General features: G+C 58.2%; 16 protein-coding genes and 1 rRNA gene (1 of these 17 only partly in view). 1 reads left to right on the top strand and 16 read right to left on the bottom strand.

Features of this window, described 5'->3' with window-relative positions:
* The 15 genes from MITSMUL_RS12990 to MITSMUL_RS10530 form a co-directional block, all read right to left on the bottom strand.
* Positions 1-715 (bottom strand): 16S ribosomal RNA (locus MITSMUL_RS12990) (it extends 691 nt beyond the left edge of the window).
* 637 nt (positions 716-1352) lie between these two features.
* On the bottom strand, positions 1353-1937 hold the full coding sequence (locus MITSMUL_RS10595) for a hypothetical protein (RefSeq protein WP_005842552.1): 585 nt from the start codon (positions 1935-1937) through the stop codon (positions 1353-1355).
* A 121-nt stretch (positions 1938-2058) separates the two neighbouring features.
* Positions 2059-2448: a hypothetical protein gene (locus MITSMUL_RS10590; RefSeq protein ID WP_005842550.1), complete on the bottom strand. Its 390-nt coding sequence runs from the start codon at positions 2446-2448 to the stop codon at positions 2059-2061.
* 184 nt (positions 2449-2632) lie between these two features.
* Positions 2633-4453, bottom strand: coding sequence for a sensor domain-containing diguanylate cyclase (locus MITSMUL_RS10585; RefSeq protein WP_040636257.1), 1821 nt, complete (start codon positions 4451-4453; stop codon positions 2633-2635).
* 131 nt (positions 4454-4584) lie between these two features.
* Positions 4585-5523, bottom strand: a complete 939-nt coding sequence (locus tag MITSMUL_RS10580; protein ID WP_050751686.1) for a polysaccharide deacetylase family protein — start codon at positions 5521-5523, stop codon at positions 4585-4587.
* Positions 5524-5525: 2 nt separating this feature from the next.
* Entirely contained in the window at positions 5526-6473 is a 948-nt protein-coding gene (locus tag MITSMUL_RS10575; RefSeq protein ID WP_005842541.1) for a coiled-coil domain-containing protein, read from the bottom strand.
* Positions 6474-6595: 122 nt separating this feature from the next.
* Positions 6596-8680, bottom strand: a complete 2085-nt coding sequence (cooS, locus tag MITSMUL_RS10570; protein WP_244944599.1) for an anaerobic carbon-monoxide dehydrogenase catalytic subunit — start codon at positions 8678-8680, stop codon at positions 6596-6598.
* Positions 8681-8933: 253 nt separating this feature from the next.
* A complete protein-coding gene (locus MITSMUL_RS10565; protein ID WP_005842538.1) occupies positions 8934-10148 on the bottom strand; it encodes an L-lactate MFS transporter in 1215 nt (404 codons plus the stop codon).
* A gap of 161 nt (positions 10149-10309) precedes the next feature.
* Entirely contained in the window at positions 10310-11659 is a 1350-nt protein-coding gene (gene fucP, locus MITSMUL_RS10560; RefSeq protein ID WP_005842536.1) for an L-fucose:H+ symporter permease, read from the bottom strand.
* A 50-nt stretch (positions 11660-11709) separates the two neighbouring features.
* On the bottom strand, positions 11710-12624 hold the full coding sequence (rbsK, locus tag MITSMUL_RS10555; RefSeq protein WP_005842535.1) for a ribokinase: 915 nt from the start codon (positions 12622-12624) through the stop codon (positions 11710-11712).
* A gap of 37 nt (positions 12625-12661) precedes the next feature.
* Positions 12662-13669 carry a LacI family DNA-binding transcriptional regulator gene (locus MITSMUL_RS10550; protein WP_040636255.1) on the bottom strand — a complete coding sequence of 336 codons (1008 nt, stop codon included), beginning with the start codon at positions 13667-13669 and terminating at the stop codon, positions 12662-12664.
* A 76-nt stretch (positions 13670-13745) separates the two neighbouring features.
* Entirely contained in the window at positions 13746-14141 is a 396-nt protein-coding gene (gene rbsD, locus MITSMUL_RS10545) for a D-ribose pyranase (RefSeq protein WP_005842533.1), read from the bottom strand.
* 322 nt (positions 14142-14463) lie between these two features.
* Complete coding sequence (locus MITSMUL_RS10540) at positions 14464-15108, bottom strand: NAD(P)H-binding protein (protein WP_005842531.1); 645 nt, start codon at positions 15106-15108, stop codon at positions 14464-14466.
* Positions 15105-15851: a transporter substrate-binding domain-containing protein gene (locus MITSMUL_RS10535; RefSeq protein WP_005842530.1), complete on the bottom strand. Its 747-nt coding sequence runs from the start codon at positions 15849-15851 to the stop codon at positions 15105-15107. The genes MITSMUL_RS10540 and MITSMUL_RS10535 overlap by 4 nt, the downstream gene beginning before the upstream one ends.
* Positions 15838-16056: a hypothetical protein gene (locus MITSMUL_RS10530; RefSeq protein WP_005842529.1), complete on the bottom strand. Its 219-nt coding sequence runs from the start codon at positions 16054-16056 to the stop codon at positions 15838-15840. The genes MITSMUL_RS10535 and MITSMUL_RS10530 overlap by 14 nt, the downstream gene beginning before the upstream one ends.
* A 126-nt stretch (positions 16057-16182) precedes the next feature.
* Here MITSMUL_RS10530 and MITSMUL_RS12210 point away from each other — a divergent pair, with 126 nt between their 5' ends.
* On the top strand, positions 16183-16860 hold the full coding sequence (locus MITSMUL_RS12210; protein ID WP_050751684.1) for a CpXC domain-containing protein: 678 nt from the start codon (positions 16183-16185) through the stop codon (positions 16858-16860).
* Between the two features lie 383 nt (positions 16861-17243).
* Here MITSMUL_RS12210 and MITSMUL_RS10520 read toward each other — a convergent pair whose 3' ends face one another.
* Entirely contained in the window at positions 17244-18407 is a 1164-nt protein-coding gene (locus MITSMUL_RS10520; RefSeq protein WP_005842526.1) for a cation diffusion facilitator family transporter, read from the bottom strand.
* Between the last annotated feature and the right edge of the window lie 109 nt (positions 18408-18516).

The raw sequence follows: 18516 nt of genomic DNA, 5'->3' as shown, positions 1-18516 counted from the left end.
CATTTCACCGCTACACTAGGAATTCCGCTTTCCTCTCCTGCACTCAAGAAGACCAGTTTCCATCCCCTCACGGGGTTGAGCCCCGCACTTTTAAGATAGACTTGACCTCCCGCCTGCGCTCCCTTTACGCCCAATAATTCCGGACAACGCTCGCCACCTACGTATTACCGCGGCTGCTGGCACGTAGTTAGCCGTGGCTTCCTCGTCAGGTACCGTCATTGGAAGCTGTTATTCACAACCTCCACATTCGTCCCCGACAACAGAGCTTTACGAGTCGAAACCCTTCTTCACTCACGCGGCGTTGCTCCGTCAGGCTTGCGCCCATTGCGGAAGATTCCCCACTGCTGCCTCCCGTAGGAGTCTGGACCGTGTCTCAGTTCCAATGTGGCCGTTCATCCTCTCAGACCGGCTACTGATCGTCGCCTTGGTAGGCCGTTACCCCACCAACTAGCTAATCAGACGCAGACCCATCGTAAAGCGATAGCTTACAAGTAGAGGCCATCTTTAGTAGAGCTCCCATGCGGAAGTTCCACAACATTCGGTATTAGCAGTCCTTTCGGACTGTTGTCCCCATCTTTACGGCAGGTTGTCTACGCGTTACTCACCCGTTTGCCACTCGACTTTCAAAAGCAAGCTTTCAATCGTCTCGTTCGACTTGCATGTGTTAAGCACGCCGCCAGCGTTCGTCCTGAGCCAGGATCAAACTCTCCATAAAATTTATGAAGAACCTTGATTGGCTCTAAATATCTTTTTGGCCTAAGCTTCAAAAGAAGCCTAGTAAAGAAATTGCCGATTGCTTATGTTCATAATCAATCGATGTTTTAAAAACATCTGGCTTGAATCACAAATGATTCATGTTGCATTGTTTAGTTTTCAAAGAACAACTTTGTCTTATCAGAACATTTCATTATGTCCCTTACGACATCTATTATTTTATCGCAGCCTGCTCAGTTTGTCAAGAGATTTTTAAAATTCCTTTTTATCTGAACTCGAAACACTTTCCTTTCAGATGCTTGCCAGTCAAGGCTTCTCATCTTTCGTATCCCGTGTCTCTCGCGGCGACTTGTATTATACTACACGCTCCGCCCCATCTTGTCAACACCTTTTTCTAAAAAAGACGCTGAAAATATGAAAACGAGCAGCTGCGGGATAAACAGCTGCTCATCTTCATTGGGAAAGAATCATTTATCTTAGAGAGAAATGGAGGAAGTGGGATTCACTTCACATGTCGTGGGAGCCCTTGGGGATATCGGCTTTCCCATCGACAACCATAGTGTAGCAGGGCAATCTGAAAATACCCTAAGCTTATCTGAAAAATACCTGATTCTGACAATTTTTCTTCTTCGGGCCGGTCACTCTTTGAGCTGGATGCTGCTGATGATCTTGTCGGCGAGTTTGCCCTGGTCGTCCTCGTGCTCCTTCGGGTAGGCGATGGCGATGAACCAGTACTCCTCGGGCAGCGGCAGGAAGACGACCTTCAACGTCTCATCCTCGCCGCGCATCTTGCACTGGACGGTCGTGACGCTCGCATCCTTGCCGGAGATCTGGATATTCTTGGCATCGCGCGAGGTCTCTTTGGCCTTGGCATTCTGCTCGAAGGCGGTCAGATAGCCGTCTAGCGCCTTCTTCTCGAACTGTGCCTTGCTCGCCGCGTCGCTCTTGAGCTTGTCGGTGTTCATGACGTACGTCGTGAACTGCATCAGATGGAAGTCCATGCCCTTGGCCTGCGTGACCCGACTGTCCGTGATGGACTTGACGTAATCGTTCGACTTGGCGGCTTCTTCCTTCGGCTGCTGTTCCAATGTGAACGGCAGGTCCATCTGCAGGCTGGTCACGCCGCCCTTGACTTCCTGCGAGGTCAGCTTGGCCTGGCCGCAGCCGAGCAGCAGGGACGCCATGACGAGCGCCAACAGGCCCACGGCAATGAGTTTCTTCATGCTATTTCCCTCTTTTCGCAAATGAATTGATACTGAGGATATTATAGCATGATTCTCGACGCTCTGAGAGTTTTCCCGCTGCAAAAGTGCTACCGAGTGCTAAAAAGTGCTATATGGGGCGTCACTTCATCAGGTAGTCCTCGAAATTCTGTGCCTTGCGGTAGTCGTAGACGACGCCGTACTGCAGCCAGCTGTCAATCGAGGCGATGACGATGTTCATAATGGTGTGTGCGCTCAGGGCGAAGTTGCTGATCTCGCAGATCTTGATGGCCTCTCCCGTCCGGATGTGCTCGAACATGATGGTGATCTCATAGGCACTGCAGGTCAGCAGGTAGAGGTTGCCCGTGCTCTTCTCTTTGAGAGACATGTAGTGCGGATCTTCCCCATCGCGCGGCACGAAGCCGAACTGCTGGAAGCGCTCGATGAGCTGTGGCTCCGTCTCGCGGTGAAATTTGGCATTGATGGTATCGCGTTTGGCTTCGAGTTCGGTGAACAATGGGAAACTGATCATAAGGCATCCTCCTCACATATACACAGCGTGAACTGAAAATGGACTTGAACGATTGCATCGTCTGGAGATAGCAAAAGACACGCAGAGAGCGTAGCCGCTTCGTTGCGTGTCTTTATGGTCTTGATTATAGCACAGGCGCGCGATTTCATCAAGCAGGGATGCGAGATATGGCACAGGAGCTCACTCATCCGTCCGTTCTATCGGACGGCGCATGCATCGCATCCATCTGCTCGTCGGGAATCAGGATGACGTAGAAGATCCTGCCGTAGCGTTCGCTCTGGACGAGGCGGCCGCGGTCGATGACCCAGCGCACCCTGCCGCGCTTCGTGATGATGCGGTAGTTGACCGCATCGTTCTCCTTGTCGTGCCGGTTCGTGCAAGCGTAGACTTGTTGCCAGATGCTCGTATTCACCCGATCGTAGTCGTCGGGATGGACGACGCCGCGGAAGCTGTGTTTTGTGTAGTGAAGGAAATCATCGAGATCCTCGCACTCGAACAGGGCGATGAGTTCTTCATTGGCAAACAGGATGTCCTCCCCCTCCGCATCGTAGATCAGGATGGAGGCTGGCAGGTTGAAGACAACATCGCGCAGCGAGAAGCCCATCTGCACGCGGCGCGCCGCCGTCATGCCGGGTGCATAGCGGCGGCAGCCGTTCTTGCCATGCAGCTTGACCGTGTAGAGCGCCGTATCCGCATCGCGAAGCACATCGAGTGGCGCTTTCCCATCTGCCCGGTCGGCCGAATAGACGGCATATCCCATCGAGATGGTGTAGTGATAGACCGTCTGCTGATAGTTGAACTCCTTCTTGAGGCTGACGAAGTCACGCACGATGCGCTCGGCAGCCGCCAGGTCATCGGTCGGCAGCACGATGATGAACTCATCACCGCCGTTGCGGGCCAGGACGGCCTCGCGCGGGAAGAAGACGCGCATGATGATGGCGAGATGGCGCAAGGCTCCATCGCCGACCTGGTGGCCGTTGATATCATTGATGAGCTTGAAATCATCAATGTCGAGCTGCACGAAGAGGGCCTGCTGCAACCGTCCGCCATTGAGCTGCGCCTTGATGATGGCTTCGAGGCCGTGGCGGTTGAGAAGCCCCGTGAGCTGGTCGGTCATGGCCAGACGCCGCAGGTTCTTCTGCTTGTCGTGCATGAAGAGCAGGATGTAGGTCAGCGCCGTCAGCATGAGCAGGGCCATGAAGCCAAGAGCAGCAGCTGCACCAAACGAGCCCATCACTTTCCAGCCCTCGCGCGGTGCAAGTTGCATGCGCCACTGGCAGCCGCCATAAGAGAAGGTATAGCTGACAGGGTCGACCGGCGCGACGTCCGACTCCAGGATGGTCGCATAGTCGTTATAGCTGAAGCCCGTCTTCTCAAGGCGGTATGCCAAGCCCGACTTGTCCATGTTGGTGACCGTCTGCGAGAAGACGTCGGGGACCTTGATGTAGACCGCCGTAAAGCCCCAGAGCTCTTGCGGGCGGCTCGACCCGACATCCAGGAAGACCGGCATCATCATCGCCAGTGCCATACCGTCCGACTGCGAATCCGTCGGTTCAAGTATGATGAGCTCATGGTTCTGCTCTGCATACTGCAGGGCGAGCTCGCCCTGCGGCGTGGCAAATGCATCAACCCCCAGTGTGCTCTGCTTGGACGCAGGGTAGACTGAGCGGACTACGCCGCCCGGCAGCAGCTGGACACTGTCAATCGGGATTTCACTGCGCCGGACGACGTAGTCCGTGATGCGGTCAAAGTCCCCCATCATGCGGCCTTTGCTGTTGGCAATGCTCATGGCCAGCCCATTGACGATGGATTCACCCTCCGAGAAGTCCTGCTGGAGCTCATCAGCAAACACGACGGCATCGAGACGGCAGTGATCGCGCAACGACGTCATGCGCTTGTTGTAGAGATCCTGCAGCATGATGCCCCAGCACATGAGCCCAACCAAGAAGACACAGGCCGTGATGATGATGTTCTTAGAACGTGGCCTGCTCGCATTTGGCTTCATCCATTTCCCTCTCTTCCCCATTATCCGTGTCATTCTTGTTATTCGTGTATAGATACGACAAGAACGGACTGTTTTCCTTCCGGACAGTCCGTTCTTTTTCCTCTTTCGTCGTTTTTATTTTTGCCGTCCCATCACCATGGCTGCGGGGTCATCGGCGTGACGACGCCGAAGGTATAGCCCTTCGCCTTGAGGATGCGGATGATCTCTGGCAATGCCTTTACGGTCTCTTCATGGCCTTCGGAGCAGTGCATGAGGATGATGGCCGCGTGCGCTGCGACTGGCTGGTCAGTCTGCCCGTCGATGTTGTCGATGAAGTCCTGTGCAACGGGGTGGTTCGGCGCTGCATCGGCCGAGCTGACATTCCAGTCGTGCTCAACATAGCCACTGGCCTTGAGTGCCGGTTCGTAGGCCTTCGTGAAATGGCCGATGACGCCGCCCGGTGCGCGCAGGATCAGCGGGCGCACGCCGAGGATGCCGTGGATGATCTCATCGGTCCGCTCCATCTCCGAGAGGAAGGCGTCCGGCGATGTGTAGAGCTTCTTGTAGTCGTGGTCGTAGCTGTGGTTGCCGATGGCGTGATGCTCAGCGTAGATGCGCTGCAGAACGTCGGGATGGAGCTCTGCATGCTGGCCTGTCACATAGAAGGTCGCATGGACCCCGTTCTCCTTGAGGATGTCGAGGATGGCCGGCGTGTTCTTGTCGTCGGGGCCATCGTCGAAGGTCAGGTAGACGACCTTGCCCTCTTTATAGGGCGTGAGGTCCGGCATCACCGTCGTCAGCCCCTTCGCGCGGCGCTCAGACAGCGTGTACCTGTCGTAGACCGGTACGGTCGGATCGGAGAGCTGCAGGTTTGAGAAGTCGTCGGCTGCGATGACACAGGCGTCTCCATCGTCAACAGCGGCTGTCTCCGATGCGGAAGAAGACGACTCGGCTCCACCATCAGGCTCTGCCGCCTTCGGGGCGCCACAGCCCGAAAGCAGCACTGCGCTCACGAGCAGGATGCCGGCCAAAAGCAGGCAGAGACGATACCCCCTGCTCTTCCCATCAGCTTCATTTCTCTTCCTCGCCATATTCATTCCGGATCCGCCGCCTTTCTTTCTGCTGCCTTTGCCTCTGCTGCCGGAGCCTGAGCGTCTGGCTGCGTCTGCTGCCCGGCATTGTAGGTGGCGGCCAGCTTTTCCATGTACTTTTCCTGCAGGGACTCGATGCGCGCGGCGTACTCCGACTTGACGGTGAGCACGGCCGACTGGCGCTCATTCTCGGCCTTCATGAGCAGCATACGCTTCTCATGCGTGTACTGCTCTTCGAGCGCATTGGTGCGCGCCTTCATCTCCTGCTCTTTCTCTTCAAGAGCTCTGCGCAGTTTTTCCACCTGCGCCTCTGCCTGCCTGCGCGCCTGCTCAGCCGCTTCAAGTCTCCGGTGCAGCTCATCCGCCTGTGCCTGGATCTCCTTTGCCGCGGCCGCCTGCTCACGGCAGGCCTCATTCTCCTTCGTCAGCGCGGCAATCTGCTGGGCCTGCAGGGCGTTGAGGCGCTCCTTATCGGCAAGGGAATCCGCCTGTGCCTTGGCTGCGAGGCGGGCATCCTCCTTGGCATGACTGAGGTCGCGCGTGAGCTTCTCCATCTGCTCGCGCAGGGTCTTTGCCTGCCCCTCCTGCTCCTTGGCCCGGAGTTCCGCTTCCTTCGCCGCCTTCGCCGCCAGATCAGCGCGCGTCTTCTCGGCGGCAAGGTCCTGCTGCTGGGCCGCGAATTTCTTCGCGAACTCCTGGCGGATGCGCTCCTCTGCATCCGCGTTGACCGTCAGCGCATAGGTGAATGCCTCCGAGACGCGGTTCAAGAGACTCTGGAACTCCTTGACTTCCATGCCGCGCTCCGGCAACGCTCCGATGGCCTTCTGCTGCATGTAGAGATTCGCGAGCGTCTGGAACGTCCCATCCCAGGTCAGGTTGAGCTCCTCACAGATTTTCTGGAGCTTTTCGCTCGTCTCCGGCTCCATCTTATATGTCTTGACATTTGCCATAAAATCACCCCGCAAGATTTATCTGCCCTCTAGTATAGCCCTTTCGCGCCCAAACTGCAAAGAGACCTGCCGCCGTGCAGCAGGTCTCTCTTTTCCATCTCATGCAGCTGTGTGCCACGCACTCAGTCCCAGCCGAGCTTCTGGCGCTGGGCCTCGATGTCCGCGACGATCTCCTTGCCGAGGGCAAGCGGGTCGACGTTGACGTGCATGACGGCACCGAGGGTCTCCTTCGTGTCGCGCTTGAGGAAGTTCTCGACCTTCGTCGAGCCTTGGACTGGCGGCTCGACGCAGTGGTAGGAATCGATGCCAAAGAGGCGAAAGGCCAGAGAGGCGTCGAGCCCCTTCTCGTTCGACCACTCTGGGCTCGAGAAGGCGTACGGCATGTCCTTGATGGCCACGCCCGCGACGGCAGCGATGCCGCCGAGGATGGCCGAGGAACGTGTATTGTCGACACATTCGCCGACATGCCAGACAGGCGGCAGCTCGTTCTCCTTGAGGAAGGCCTGCAGCGAAGCGCCGGCCTCCTCCGCGCCTTCCTTGCTGCAGAGGCCCATCTTCAGCAGCGGGAAGGAGGCGCAGCCGTTCGTCAGGATCAGGACATTGTTCTGGATCAGCGTGCGCGCGACATCGAGTGTGGCGCGCTCGTAGACGACGCGCGGATTCGAGCAGCCGACGATGTTGCAGATACCGCGGATGCGGCCGTCCTTGAGCGCCTCGTAGAGGCCCTTGAAGCCATCGAACTGCTCGGCGACATTCTCCGCCGTGAAGCCGACCTCGGCCGTCACCTCGTACTTTGGGATGTGCACAGGGATGTCGCGGCGTGCGGCAAAGCTCTCGATAGCACGCGTGACGATCTTGCGCGCAATCTTCTCCGTGTCCTCGACATTCGCGTGATGATGGTCGTAGGCGTAGTGCTCCGCGCCCGGCAGACGGGCATTCTCCGACGTCGTGACGACGGTCGTCTTGAAGCAGCGCGCCACATCCATAATGGCAGGATAGACGTCCTGCACATCGGCGCACCAGAGGTCGAGCGCGCCCGTGCCGAGCACGAGCTCCGCACCGACAGCATTCGAGAGCGGGATGACGCCCTCATAGCGGTACATGGCAGCGAGACAGGAACAGCAGACGCCATAGAACTGGATGCCCTTTGCGCCATGTGCCTTCGCGAGCTCGATCATCTCCGGCGTGCGGCCGATGCGCACGATCTCACTGACGAGCGTCGGCAGATGGCCGTGCACGGCGATGTTGACCCAGCCCTCCTTGAGCGCACCGATGTTGACCTTCGACGTCGCGCGGTGGCCGTTGCCGAAGAGCACGTCCGTGCCGATGTTCGCGGCGACGACGCCCGTGAAGCAGAAGGCGAGGCCGCAGCGCAGGAACTCCTGCATGAGGCTCTCCCAGTCGCCGTCCGTGCCGACAGCCGTGCGGTGGTACGAGTCGAAGACCTCGTTGTAGGCGCTTATGGGGATGATGTCGAGCTTGTCCCAGACATCCTGGCGCTCCTTCGGCGCCATCACGCGGATGGTCTTGTAGTCATCGGGGACGGCGCGGCTCAGGTCCTCGAGCAGGATGTCGGCGAGCTCACCCGTGAGCTCGCGGGCCGACTTGCCCTCCGTCTCGAGGCCGAACGCCTTCGAGACCGTACGCAGTTTCTTCTCGCCGAGGATTGGCAGCTTGAGGCGGCCCTCCGCGACGAACTTCATCGAGAGCAGGATCTCACGGGCATGCGCGCCATGCTGGGCGACGCCTGCGGCCGCGCTGCGCAGCAGGTTGCGCGCCACGATGACATCGGCATCTGCACCGCAAACGCCGAGCGGGCTCTTCTTCGTAATCTTGCACGGGCCCATGTTGCAGTTCTTGCAGCAGACGCCCGCCAGACCGAACGTGCACTGCGGCTTCTGTTGGTCGAAGCGGTCAAAGACCGTGTCGCAGCCGAGCTGGCCGAGATACTTGATCATCTCGCGCACAGCCGGGTCCGGCGTCTGCTCGAGGACATCTTCCTTCGAGGCAAACGTCTTGCGGTACGCCGCGATGGCCGTCATGTAGTCGTTGACACCGACTTCGTGATGCTCGCCCGGCGCGTGGACATGCGTGCGCCAGTCTGGATGCTCGCCCGGCTTCAGCGGGCCATCCTCATGATGGTGGTGGTGATGACCGTGCTCATGGTCATGCTCGTGATGATGATGCGTGTGTTTCTCTTCCGCCATATTGCTCTCCTCGCTCCTGTCTTTCATACAGTTCACAGTTTATTAACGGTAAACATATATAATTAATATGCTTTATTCTCATCTACTATGATAGCGGCTCCGCGCACATTTGTCAATCCACATCTTTGGCGTACAGCAGATGCATGACCTGCTGCACCGTCTGACGCAGATTGGTCTCCGTCGTCGCGCGCACCATGGTTCCCTTGACCAGAGATATCATTGTAACACGATTCCAGCCGGCAGGCCGCACGCGTCAAGCCGCGGCGTGGAAACGCGCGGCAGCTCTGGCGATGCCGAAGCGCTGCAGCACGAGGGCGATGATGAAGTTGAGGACAAAACAGCCCGCAAAAAAGAGCAGCGGAACCGTATAGCCGCCCGTCTGGGCGCGCAGCCACGAGACAAGCATCGGGCCGACGATGCCGGCAGCCGCCCAGGCCGTCAGCATGCGGCCGTGAACAGCGCCCAGGAGGCGCGTGCCGAAGAGGTCTGTGAGGTACGCCGGCATGACAGAGAAGCCGCCGCCCGAGCAGCTCGTGATCAGGAAGATCATGGCCTGGAACAGGAAGATGTCGCGCGTGTTGCCGAGCTGCCAGAACGCAACCATCTCCATGAGGAAGAACAGCGCGTACATGCGGCCGCGACCGATGTAGTCCGAAACCGTCGACCAGATGAAGCGGCCGCCGCCGTTAAAGAGACCGATGAGGCCGACCATTGCTGCCGCAGAACCCGCGTCCATGCCGATGACATCCTGCGCCATCGGTGCCGCGAGCGCGAAGAGCGCGATACCGCAGGCGATGTTGACGAAGAACACCCACCAGAGCGAGGCAAACTGCCAGGTCTTGAGCGCATCTGCAGCCGTCGGCCCCGTCTCGACCTGCATCTTTGCGTGTACGCGGGCCTCGCCGTCCACAGGCGGCTTGAGGTAGAGCGACGCCGCGAGCATGACAGCCACGTAAAGCGTGCCCATGATCAGGAAGTTCTCAGCGATGCCGAAGGAAGCCGTGACCTGCTGCATCGTCGGCCCGGCAAACAGCGTCGCAAAGCCGAAGCCCATGATGGCCAGTCCCGTCGCGAGGCCGCGGTTGTGCGGGAAATAGCGAATCAGCGTCGAGACCGGTGCCATGTAGCCGATGCCGATGCCCACGCCGCCGAGCGCGCCATAGCAGAGGTAGATGAGCGGCAGGTTGTGCCAGGAAATCGCCAGATACGTGCCGAACATCGCCAGGCCGAAAAACAGCGTCGATAAAAGACCGCTCTTCTTCGGGCCGATCTTCTCGACGAAATTGCCTAGGAAGCACGTCGTGATGCCGAGGAAGAGGATGGCCGTCGAGAAGACGCCCGTCGTCTCCGAAAGCGTGATGTCCATCTCTGCCATGATTGGCCGCGTCAGGACACTCCAAGCGTAGACACTGCCGATCGAGATGTGGATGCCGATGGCCGCCAACGCAATAAGCCAACGATTTCGCATAAAAATTCCCCCTGTTTGTCTCCTTGCTTATCCTTAAAACATATTAATTATACATGTTTTATTGTACAGCCCTATAATAGCAAAGAAAACATATCATGTCAATATGTTTACACAATAAAAATACCGCTCCCAAAAGGAGCGGTATACAAGGGAAAGTAAACTCATACCTGCGGCTCTGCGACGGACAGCTTTTCTTTCTTGGCTGCCTCCGCGGCTTCAATCTTGGCTTCACCGCGGAAGTAAAGGCCGATGGCAAGGAAGCAGAAGAGGTTGACGATGAAGGAGAACTGCATGGAACCCGTGACATCCGAGACAAACCCCTGGATGGCCGGGACGAAAGCACCGCCGACGATCGACATGACGACGATGGCGCCAGCTGTCTCCGTGTACTTCTTCTCAACAGCTTCGAGCGTCTTGGCGTAAATCGTCGCCCAGCACGGTCCGAAGAGCAAGCTGACCGAGACGGCCGCCCAAAGTGCCGTCATATTGGGGACGAAGGACGCGTAGAGCAGAACGATGCAACCGATGACGGAATAGGCCACGAGCACTTTGTTTGCCGAGAATTTCGTCATGAGGAAGTTCGCGATGAATTTGCCGACGAAGAAGCAGATGAAGCTGTAGACCATGAAGTCGGCGGCCATGCGCTCATTGAAGCTCGGGTTGAGGTGCAGTGCGAGGCGGATCGTGAAGGACCAGACGGCGACCTGCATGCCGACGTAGAGGAACTGCGCAACGATACCCTTCTTGAAACGGCCGTTCTTGGCGAGGTACGAGAGCGTCTCGCCCATGCCCGGCACCTTCTCAGCAGCCGACTTGACCTTGCATTTCGGGAATTTCGTGATGGCGAAGAGTGCGAAGACGGCGAGCAGGATGTAGATCATGACGTGGTACGGCTCCAGCGTGTGCTGCAGCATCTCCATCTTGAAGGTTGCCGCCTGCACGGCGTCCATCGAAGCGAGCTGCGAATGCATGCTCTCGCCCTCCTGGAAGATCAGGTACTTGCCGAGCAGGATGCCGCTGACGGCGCCGATTGGCTGGAACGTCTGGCTGATGTTGAGGCGCAGCGTCGCATTCTTCTCTGGTCCAATCATCGTGCTGTACGTGTTGGCCGACGTCTCAAGGAAGCCGAGGCCGATGGCGATGGCAAAGATCGCGACGAGGAACATCGTGTACGTCGCCATATGCGAAGCCGGGAAGAACAGGCAGCAGCCCGCGATGTAGAAGCCGAGGCCCGTGAGGATGGCCGTCTTGTACGTCGTCTTGCGGATGACGATGGAGGCCGGGATGGAAATCAGGAAATAGCCGCTGTAGAAGGCGCTCTGCACGAGGGCACTGGCGAAGTCACTGAGCGCAAAGACGCTCTTGAACTGCGTGATCAGGACATCGTTGAGGCTCGCGGCCGCCGCCCAGAGCGGGAAGAGGCACGAGAGCAGGATGAACTGGAAAATCGGGGTCTTACTGAGGTAACCATTGTCGTACTGGATGATTGTATTCTTATCCATCTTATCCATGAAAAATTTCCTCCTGAATCAGAATATCCGGATCCGATTGAGACGCGAGGTCAGGCATCGAGAAACGCGGCGAACTCTTCGGTATCGGCATACGAATCCTGCGTGCCCTTGCGCGTGACGCTGAGCGCCGCGTACTTAGACGCGCGCTGCATCGAACCGAGCACATCGCCGGTCCGCGCATACGTGTCGACAAAGCAGCCGATGAAGGCATCGCCAGCGCCCGTGCTGTCGACCGCATCGACCTTGAGCGACGGCACGAGCTGCGTCTCCTCTGCCGTGACGAGCAAGGAGCCGCGGCTGCCCATCGTGACGATGACATTCGTCAGGCCGCGCTCCACGAGGCTCTTCGCCGCCTCGCGTACCTGCTCGACCGTATCGACGGGCTTGTCGACGAGGATGGAGAGCTCCGTCTCATTCGGCACGAAGAAGTCGCACTGGCAGGCCATCTCGAGCGAGAGTTCGCGGCTTGCAGGCGCCGGATTCAGCAGGACCTTGATGCCGTGCGCCTTGGCAAAGCGGATGGCCGCATAGACCGTCTCGAGCGGCACCTCGAGCTGCAGGACGAAGAGTCCGCACTCTGCGAGCGCCTCCCCCGCTGCCTCGATGTCAGCCGGGCAGAGCTTCTCGTTCGCGCCCGGGTTGATGAGGATGCGGTTCTGTCCCGAGGCCTCGACGATGATAGTCGCGATGCCGTTCGACGTCCCCTCAGCCGTCTTGACAAGGCTCGTGTCGATATGGTTCTTCCGGAAATTCTTGAGTGACTGCTCGCCGAACATGTCATCGCCCACCGCGGTCATCATCACGACGTCGGCGCCGAGCTTGGCCGCTGCGATGGCCTGGTTGGCCCCCTTGCCGCCGCTGGCGATGTGGAAGCCGCTGACGCGACGCGTCTCACCGGCCTGCGGCATGGTATCCGTATACGAGACGATGTCCATCATCGTCGACCCAATCACTGCAATCTTCATGGAAAATCCTCCTATATCTTATCCCTTATCCTTACTCTCATTCGGCCCGCGGGTGGGCCACACTCCCTCGCTTCACCAGCTTGTTGTAGACCTGGATGCGCATCCTCGCCTGACCAGGATCGCGGATGAGTTCGAGCAGGCGGCGCACGGCAGCCTGTCCGAGCTCTTTCTTGTAGACGTGGATGGTCGTGAGCCCCGGCGCGCAGACCTCGCTGAAGGCGATGTCATCGAAGCCGATGATCGAGATGTCCTCCGGCACGCGGTACTTGTACTTCTGCAATGCCTGCATAGCGCCGAGTGCAATCATGTCATTGTCGGCAAAGAAGGCCGTCGGCATCTCCCGCCCCTCGTCGAGGATGCGCCCAAACGCTTCATACGCTCCCGTGATTGAGACAGGCATCTCGAACTGGAAGGAATCGGCAATCGGCAGCCCTTGCTCGAGCAGTGCCCTGCGGTAGCCGTTGGCGCGGCAGGTGAAGTTGCGCGTGCGCAGGCTGCCGTAGAGGTAGCCGATCTTCGTGTGCCCCTCTGCAATCAAGTAGCGCACGGCCTCGGCCACGGCATTCTCGTTCTCCATCAGCACGCATTGGAACGGCAGGTTCTCGAAGGCGCAGTCGAGCAGCACGAGCGGTACCTGCGCCTCTAGGAACGGCCTGGCATCTGCCTCATTGAGCTCCGTGCCGATCAGCAGGATGGCCGACGAGGTATCATTCAGCAGATCTTCGACCTGCTCCTCGTAGTCCGGCTCACGGCGGTAGAGGTTCACGAGTTTTGTCTCATAGCCATTGCGGCGGCTCTCGTTCTCGATGCTCTCGATGAGATCCGAGAAGAACGGCGCATCGGAGAACACCTCGCCGCTGTCGCGGTACGTCACAAGACGGATGCTCTGGATGCGGCTCGCGGGCACATAGCCGTACTCGCGGGCCAATGCCAGGATCTGCTGCGCCGTCTCATGGTTGACGCCGCGCTTGCCGTTGAGGGCATTCGACACGGTCGCCGCCGAGAAGCCCGACAGCTCACTTAATTTCTTGATGTTGATTTTCACGGTTCCAGCCTCCTTCTTTCTCCTATCCATTCTAAACGAAGCAGGCGGAACGCGCAACGACGCGCAGCGCAGGCGCTCAGAAGACGACACCGGCACGCAGGATCACATTGGGATACGGCGAGAACTCGCCCGTCCGTATCGCGAACTTTGCCTTGGCCGAGAACGTCTTGAGCTCATCGTGCGGCATGTACTCAGCCGGCACGCCCTTGAGCTTCTGCTGCAGGTACGCATGCTGCGGCTCATTGTGGGTGCGTATCTCATCGGCCAGATAGTAGCCCTCGACCTCCGCTTCCTCAAGTACCGCATCGAGCACTTGGCGGAACGTCGGCACACCAGCCGTGACGGCCAGGTCGATGATCTCGACGCCCGGCGGGATTGGCATGCCGGCATCGCCGATCATGAACAGGTCCTTGTGGCCGAGCGCCGCGATGCAGCGCGAGAGCTCCGCATGCAGTACACCGTGTTTCTTCATCGCAATCTCTCCTCTTCTCTATCGTTTGCTTCTTTTTTCGTTGACATGGTCATTATACACCATACTATAAAATAAAGCAATAAAAATTTAGATATTATTTTATAGATTTTTAGGGAAAACTTTCTTATTTCGTTTCGTAAGCGAGTACTTTTACCGATTATTATCCAAATTTGAAATTGTATCAAGCGTATTTCCTATTTTAATATAACAAGCACCGTCTCTCCACCTATCTCTTTATATAAATATTTATATAAAATTTTATCTAAAGTCACAAAAAATGCGGCCAGCATCTGACCGCATCGTTTCAATCTGTGATTTTCTTTTACTTGCCGAAATGGCGGATGGCCTGCTTGCTGATCCGCCGCACGCCGCGGAACGGCTCAGCGCCGGCCTCAGCCATACAATGGGCGCCAATCTCCGTGGAGATTGGCGCCATGCTCCGGAAGAGGCCGACGGCATTGAGCAGTTGGAGCGCCTTGACCGAGATGGTCTCGAGCGGCCGCTTCGCGTGCTTGCGGATGAGCGAGGGCGGCTGCACGATGGTCAGGCCCTCGAAGCCGAGTGCCTCCATATCATTCTCAATCTCGCCCTTGAGCTTCATGTAGAAGAACGCCGAGCTCGCATCAGCGCCGGCCGAAGAGACGAGCACCATGTGGCGGACACCGTTCTTCTTGGCAAACTCTGCAAACATCATCTGATAGTCGTGGTCGATGTGGTACTGTGCCTCTTTTGAGCCCGCCTGCTTCTTCGACGTGCCGAGCGCCGAGAAGATGACATCGCCCTGCACGAGGTCGTGCCAGCCTTCTGTGCGCTCGAAATCCACGACATACGGATGTATCTTCGGGTTTTCTATGCCGAGCTCGCGACGCGTGAAGGTCCGCACCTCTGTATAGCGCGGGTCATGGCAGAGCAATTCGACGAGGTCGCGCCCGACGGCCCCCGTCGCGCCGACAACAATTGCTTTCATCTGTTTTCTTCTCTACTTTCTGTATGGTTTGCATGCGGCGGCCAGCCGATACACCGCTGTGCCATCTCCTGCAATTTGCCACTCGCGCGCAGTTTGGCCAGGATGTGGTTGATTGCCCCGACCCAATTAGCGCACTTTGGGCTCATCGCGATGCAGAACGCTTCGTGCGTGAAGGGCTGGTCAATCAGCGGTGCAGCGAGCTCCGGGAAGCGCCGCAGGTAAAAAGCCGCCTCCACCGTCTCGGTAATCATGACATCTGCTTTGCCCAGGACAATCTGATGCGGGATGTCGACATTCTTCGCAAAGATGCGGCAGTCAGCATGATGGAGATTGGCCTTGACGAAAGACTCATTCGTGCCGCCCGGATTGTACATGACGCGAACATCCGGTTTGTCGATGGCCGCAAGGCTCGTGAAGCGCGCGGCATCCGCCTTGCGGCAGAGGATGGTCTTGCCGGTCTCAAGGTAGTCATCGGACAGGGTCAGCTCCGCTTCGCGCTGCGGTGTGCGCGAGATGCCGCCGATTGCCATGTCAAAGGCATCGGCCTTCGCATCCTGCACGAGCGTATCCCACGTCGTATCGACGATTTCCGGCTTACAGTCGAGTGCTGAGGCAATGTGCCAGGCCAGCTCGATGTCGAACCCCCGATAGGATTCGATGTACGTCATATGATACGCCATCGGCTCATAGTCACCCGGCGTGCCGAAGATCAATTGTTTTTTCTGATGTTCAGTGGATTCCATAGCTTGCGTTGAACCGACGATTGATATCGCGGATCTCTTCCTTTCCTTCGATATAGGGCTTATACATCTCGAACGGATCGCCGACGCCCAGCGCACAGCCGGAGCAGTTCTCGCAACCCGATTCACACGAGAGCGAGCGCCGCACGATCTCCTCGCGCTCTTCCCGCGTCGTATCTTTTATGAGTACACTCTTATAGCCTTTCATAAAATCACCTTCTTATAATCTATTATACGAGTTTTTTATCCGCTTGCCTACTGACTTTTTATTCACCAATGGATGTGGTATCATGAATCTCAGAGAAAATCGAAGCAAACGGAAAGGACGATACATATGACAAACACGAAGACGGTCCATGTCACCTGCCCGAGCTGCCATGCGCAGGGCGAGTTCACGGTCTACAAGAGCATCAACACGAAGGAGAGCCCGGCGCTCAAGGAAAAGGTGCGCGACGGCTCGCTGTTCCAGTTCGCCTGCCCGGCCTGCGGCGCGAAGACGACGGTGGACTACCCGTTCCTCTACCATCAGCCGGAGGACCACTACATGATCAACTACGGCAAGCTCGAGGACGGCGCCAAGGCGCTCGAGATGCTGCGCGGCAAGGGTGTCGCGCTCAAGGACTGGGCGGCGGAGATGGAGAAGACGACGCGGCCCTACGTGCTGCGCGCGGTCGATGACCGCCTGGCCTTCCGCGAGAAGCTCTTCATCTTCGACGCGGGGCTCGACGACCGCCTCGTCGAAATCTACAAGTTCATGGTCTGCTACCAGTATGCGGCGGCAGGTAAGGCGCAGGGCGGCGAGCACGCGTACTTCTACACGGACTCGAAGGGGCATCACCGCGTCCAGCTCGTGCGCGGCAAGGAAACGCTCGGGCTCGCGGACTTCCCGCGCAAGATCTACAACCAGATCCATGCGGAGTACGCGAAGAAGCTCGGGGACATCCGGAAGGCGGAGCCGGTGGTCGATGAGGCGTGGGCTAGGAAGTTCCTGATGGCGCAGGGGCAGGTTTGATATAGTATTCGGCAGACATCGTGGGGACGGCGGGCATGTCATTTCGGCTTCGGCGGCTCCGCTGAATGGCCTCGATGATGCTATGATACGCACCTAGCAGCCTCGCCGCCTGACGCGGCGTTCTGACATTCTTTGCTCTAGGTTCTCTTGTTGCGAGGCCAGCCCTTCGGGCGGTCACTGCGCCGCCTGCAGGCGAAACGACATGCCCGCCGAAAGCTCAGTCCCCCCCTCCAGCTGCACCGCGTGCAGGCGAAAGGATGCATCCGCTACAAGGCAGTCTTGCGCATTGCGCTCTTTTGCGCATAGCAGGCAATCGAGCAAGTCTGGTAGACCAAAACGGAACAGCGGCGCTGTTCCGTTTTGCTATTACCCGTATTATTTTATCATGCGTGGCGGCCTTGGCCGATGGCGGAGATGTCCATATCGGGGTCGATGAGGATGTGGTAGTCGGGATAGGCGGCCTGGACTTCTTGGTGGAGTTCTTGGAGGATGGCCTGGAGGTCGTTGCCGAAGCGCACGACGACGTCGAAGCGCATCTCTTTCTCCGTGCGGTCGACGTAGAAGCCGTGGACCTGCAGGGCGTAGGGATGGGCCATGACGATCTTGTAGACGGCCTTGCGGATGGGGATGGCTCCGGGGTCTTTGGCGTTGTAGGAGTAGACGCTGACGCCCATGAGGCGCACGCCGGTGGCCTCGAAGACTTTGTCGTGGATGCGGCGGGTCAGGCGGTCGGCTTCTTCGACGGTCATGGTGTCGGGAAGCTCGATGTGGACGGATGCGTAGTTGCGGCCGGGGCCGTAGTTGTTCATCATGAGGTCGTAGGCACCGCGGATCTCGGGCTCACGGGCGAGCATGCCCTTGATCTTGCGCACGAGGGCGGGGTCCGGCCGCTCGCCTAAGATGTCGTTGAGCGTCTCGCGCATCATGTCGATGCCGGACTTGATGATGAAGCCCGCGATGATGACGCCGACGTAGGCCTCGAGCGAGACGCCCGTGCCGAGGTAGATGAGCGCCGACACGAGGACGGAGAACGACAGGATGGCGTCGAACAGCGCATCGGCGCCCGACGCTTCGAGCGCGCCGGATTCGGCGGCCCTGCCCTGCTGCTTGAAGTAGCGGCCGAGCACGATCTTGACGACGACGGCCACGGCGATGATCACGAGCGACAGCATGCTGTAGTCGGCGGCCTCGGGTTCGATGATCTTCTTGCCCGACTCCCAGAGCGAGGTCAGGCCCGCGTAGAAGACGATGGCCGCGATGATCATGGCGCTTAGGTACTCGATGCGGCCATGGCCGAACGGATGCTCCTTGTCCGGCTTGCGGCCCGCGAGTTTGGCACCGGCGACCGTGATGACGGACGACAGCGCGTCGGACAGGTTGTTGACGGCATCGAGCAGCACGGCGATGGAGTTCGCCGTCAGTCCGACGGCCGCCTTGAAGGCTGCGAGCAGGATGTTGACGACGATGCCGACGAGGCTCGTGCGCACGATGATCTGCCCGCGCATGGCCATCTCCTGCTTGATTGGTACGGTATTGGGTTCTGACATATTGATACGCCTCTCTTGGACTTTTAATGGGTTCGATTAGTCGTATATTATAGCACAATTTTTATTCGCTGGCTGCCCCAGTCCGCACAATTGACTCATTTCCTGCAAA

Origin of the sequence: Mitsuokella multacida DSM 20544, from assembly GCF_000155955.1 — a bacterium.
Lineage (GTDB): Bacteria > Bacillota > Negativicutes > Selenomonadales > Selenomonadaceae > Mitsuokella > Mitsuokella multacida.
Note: the sequence above shows the minus strand (reverse complement) of the source record. Positions and strands in the feature narration are given on the sequence as shown.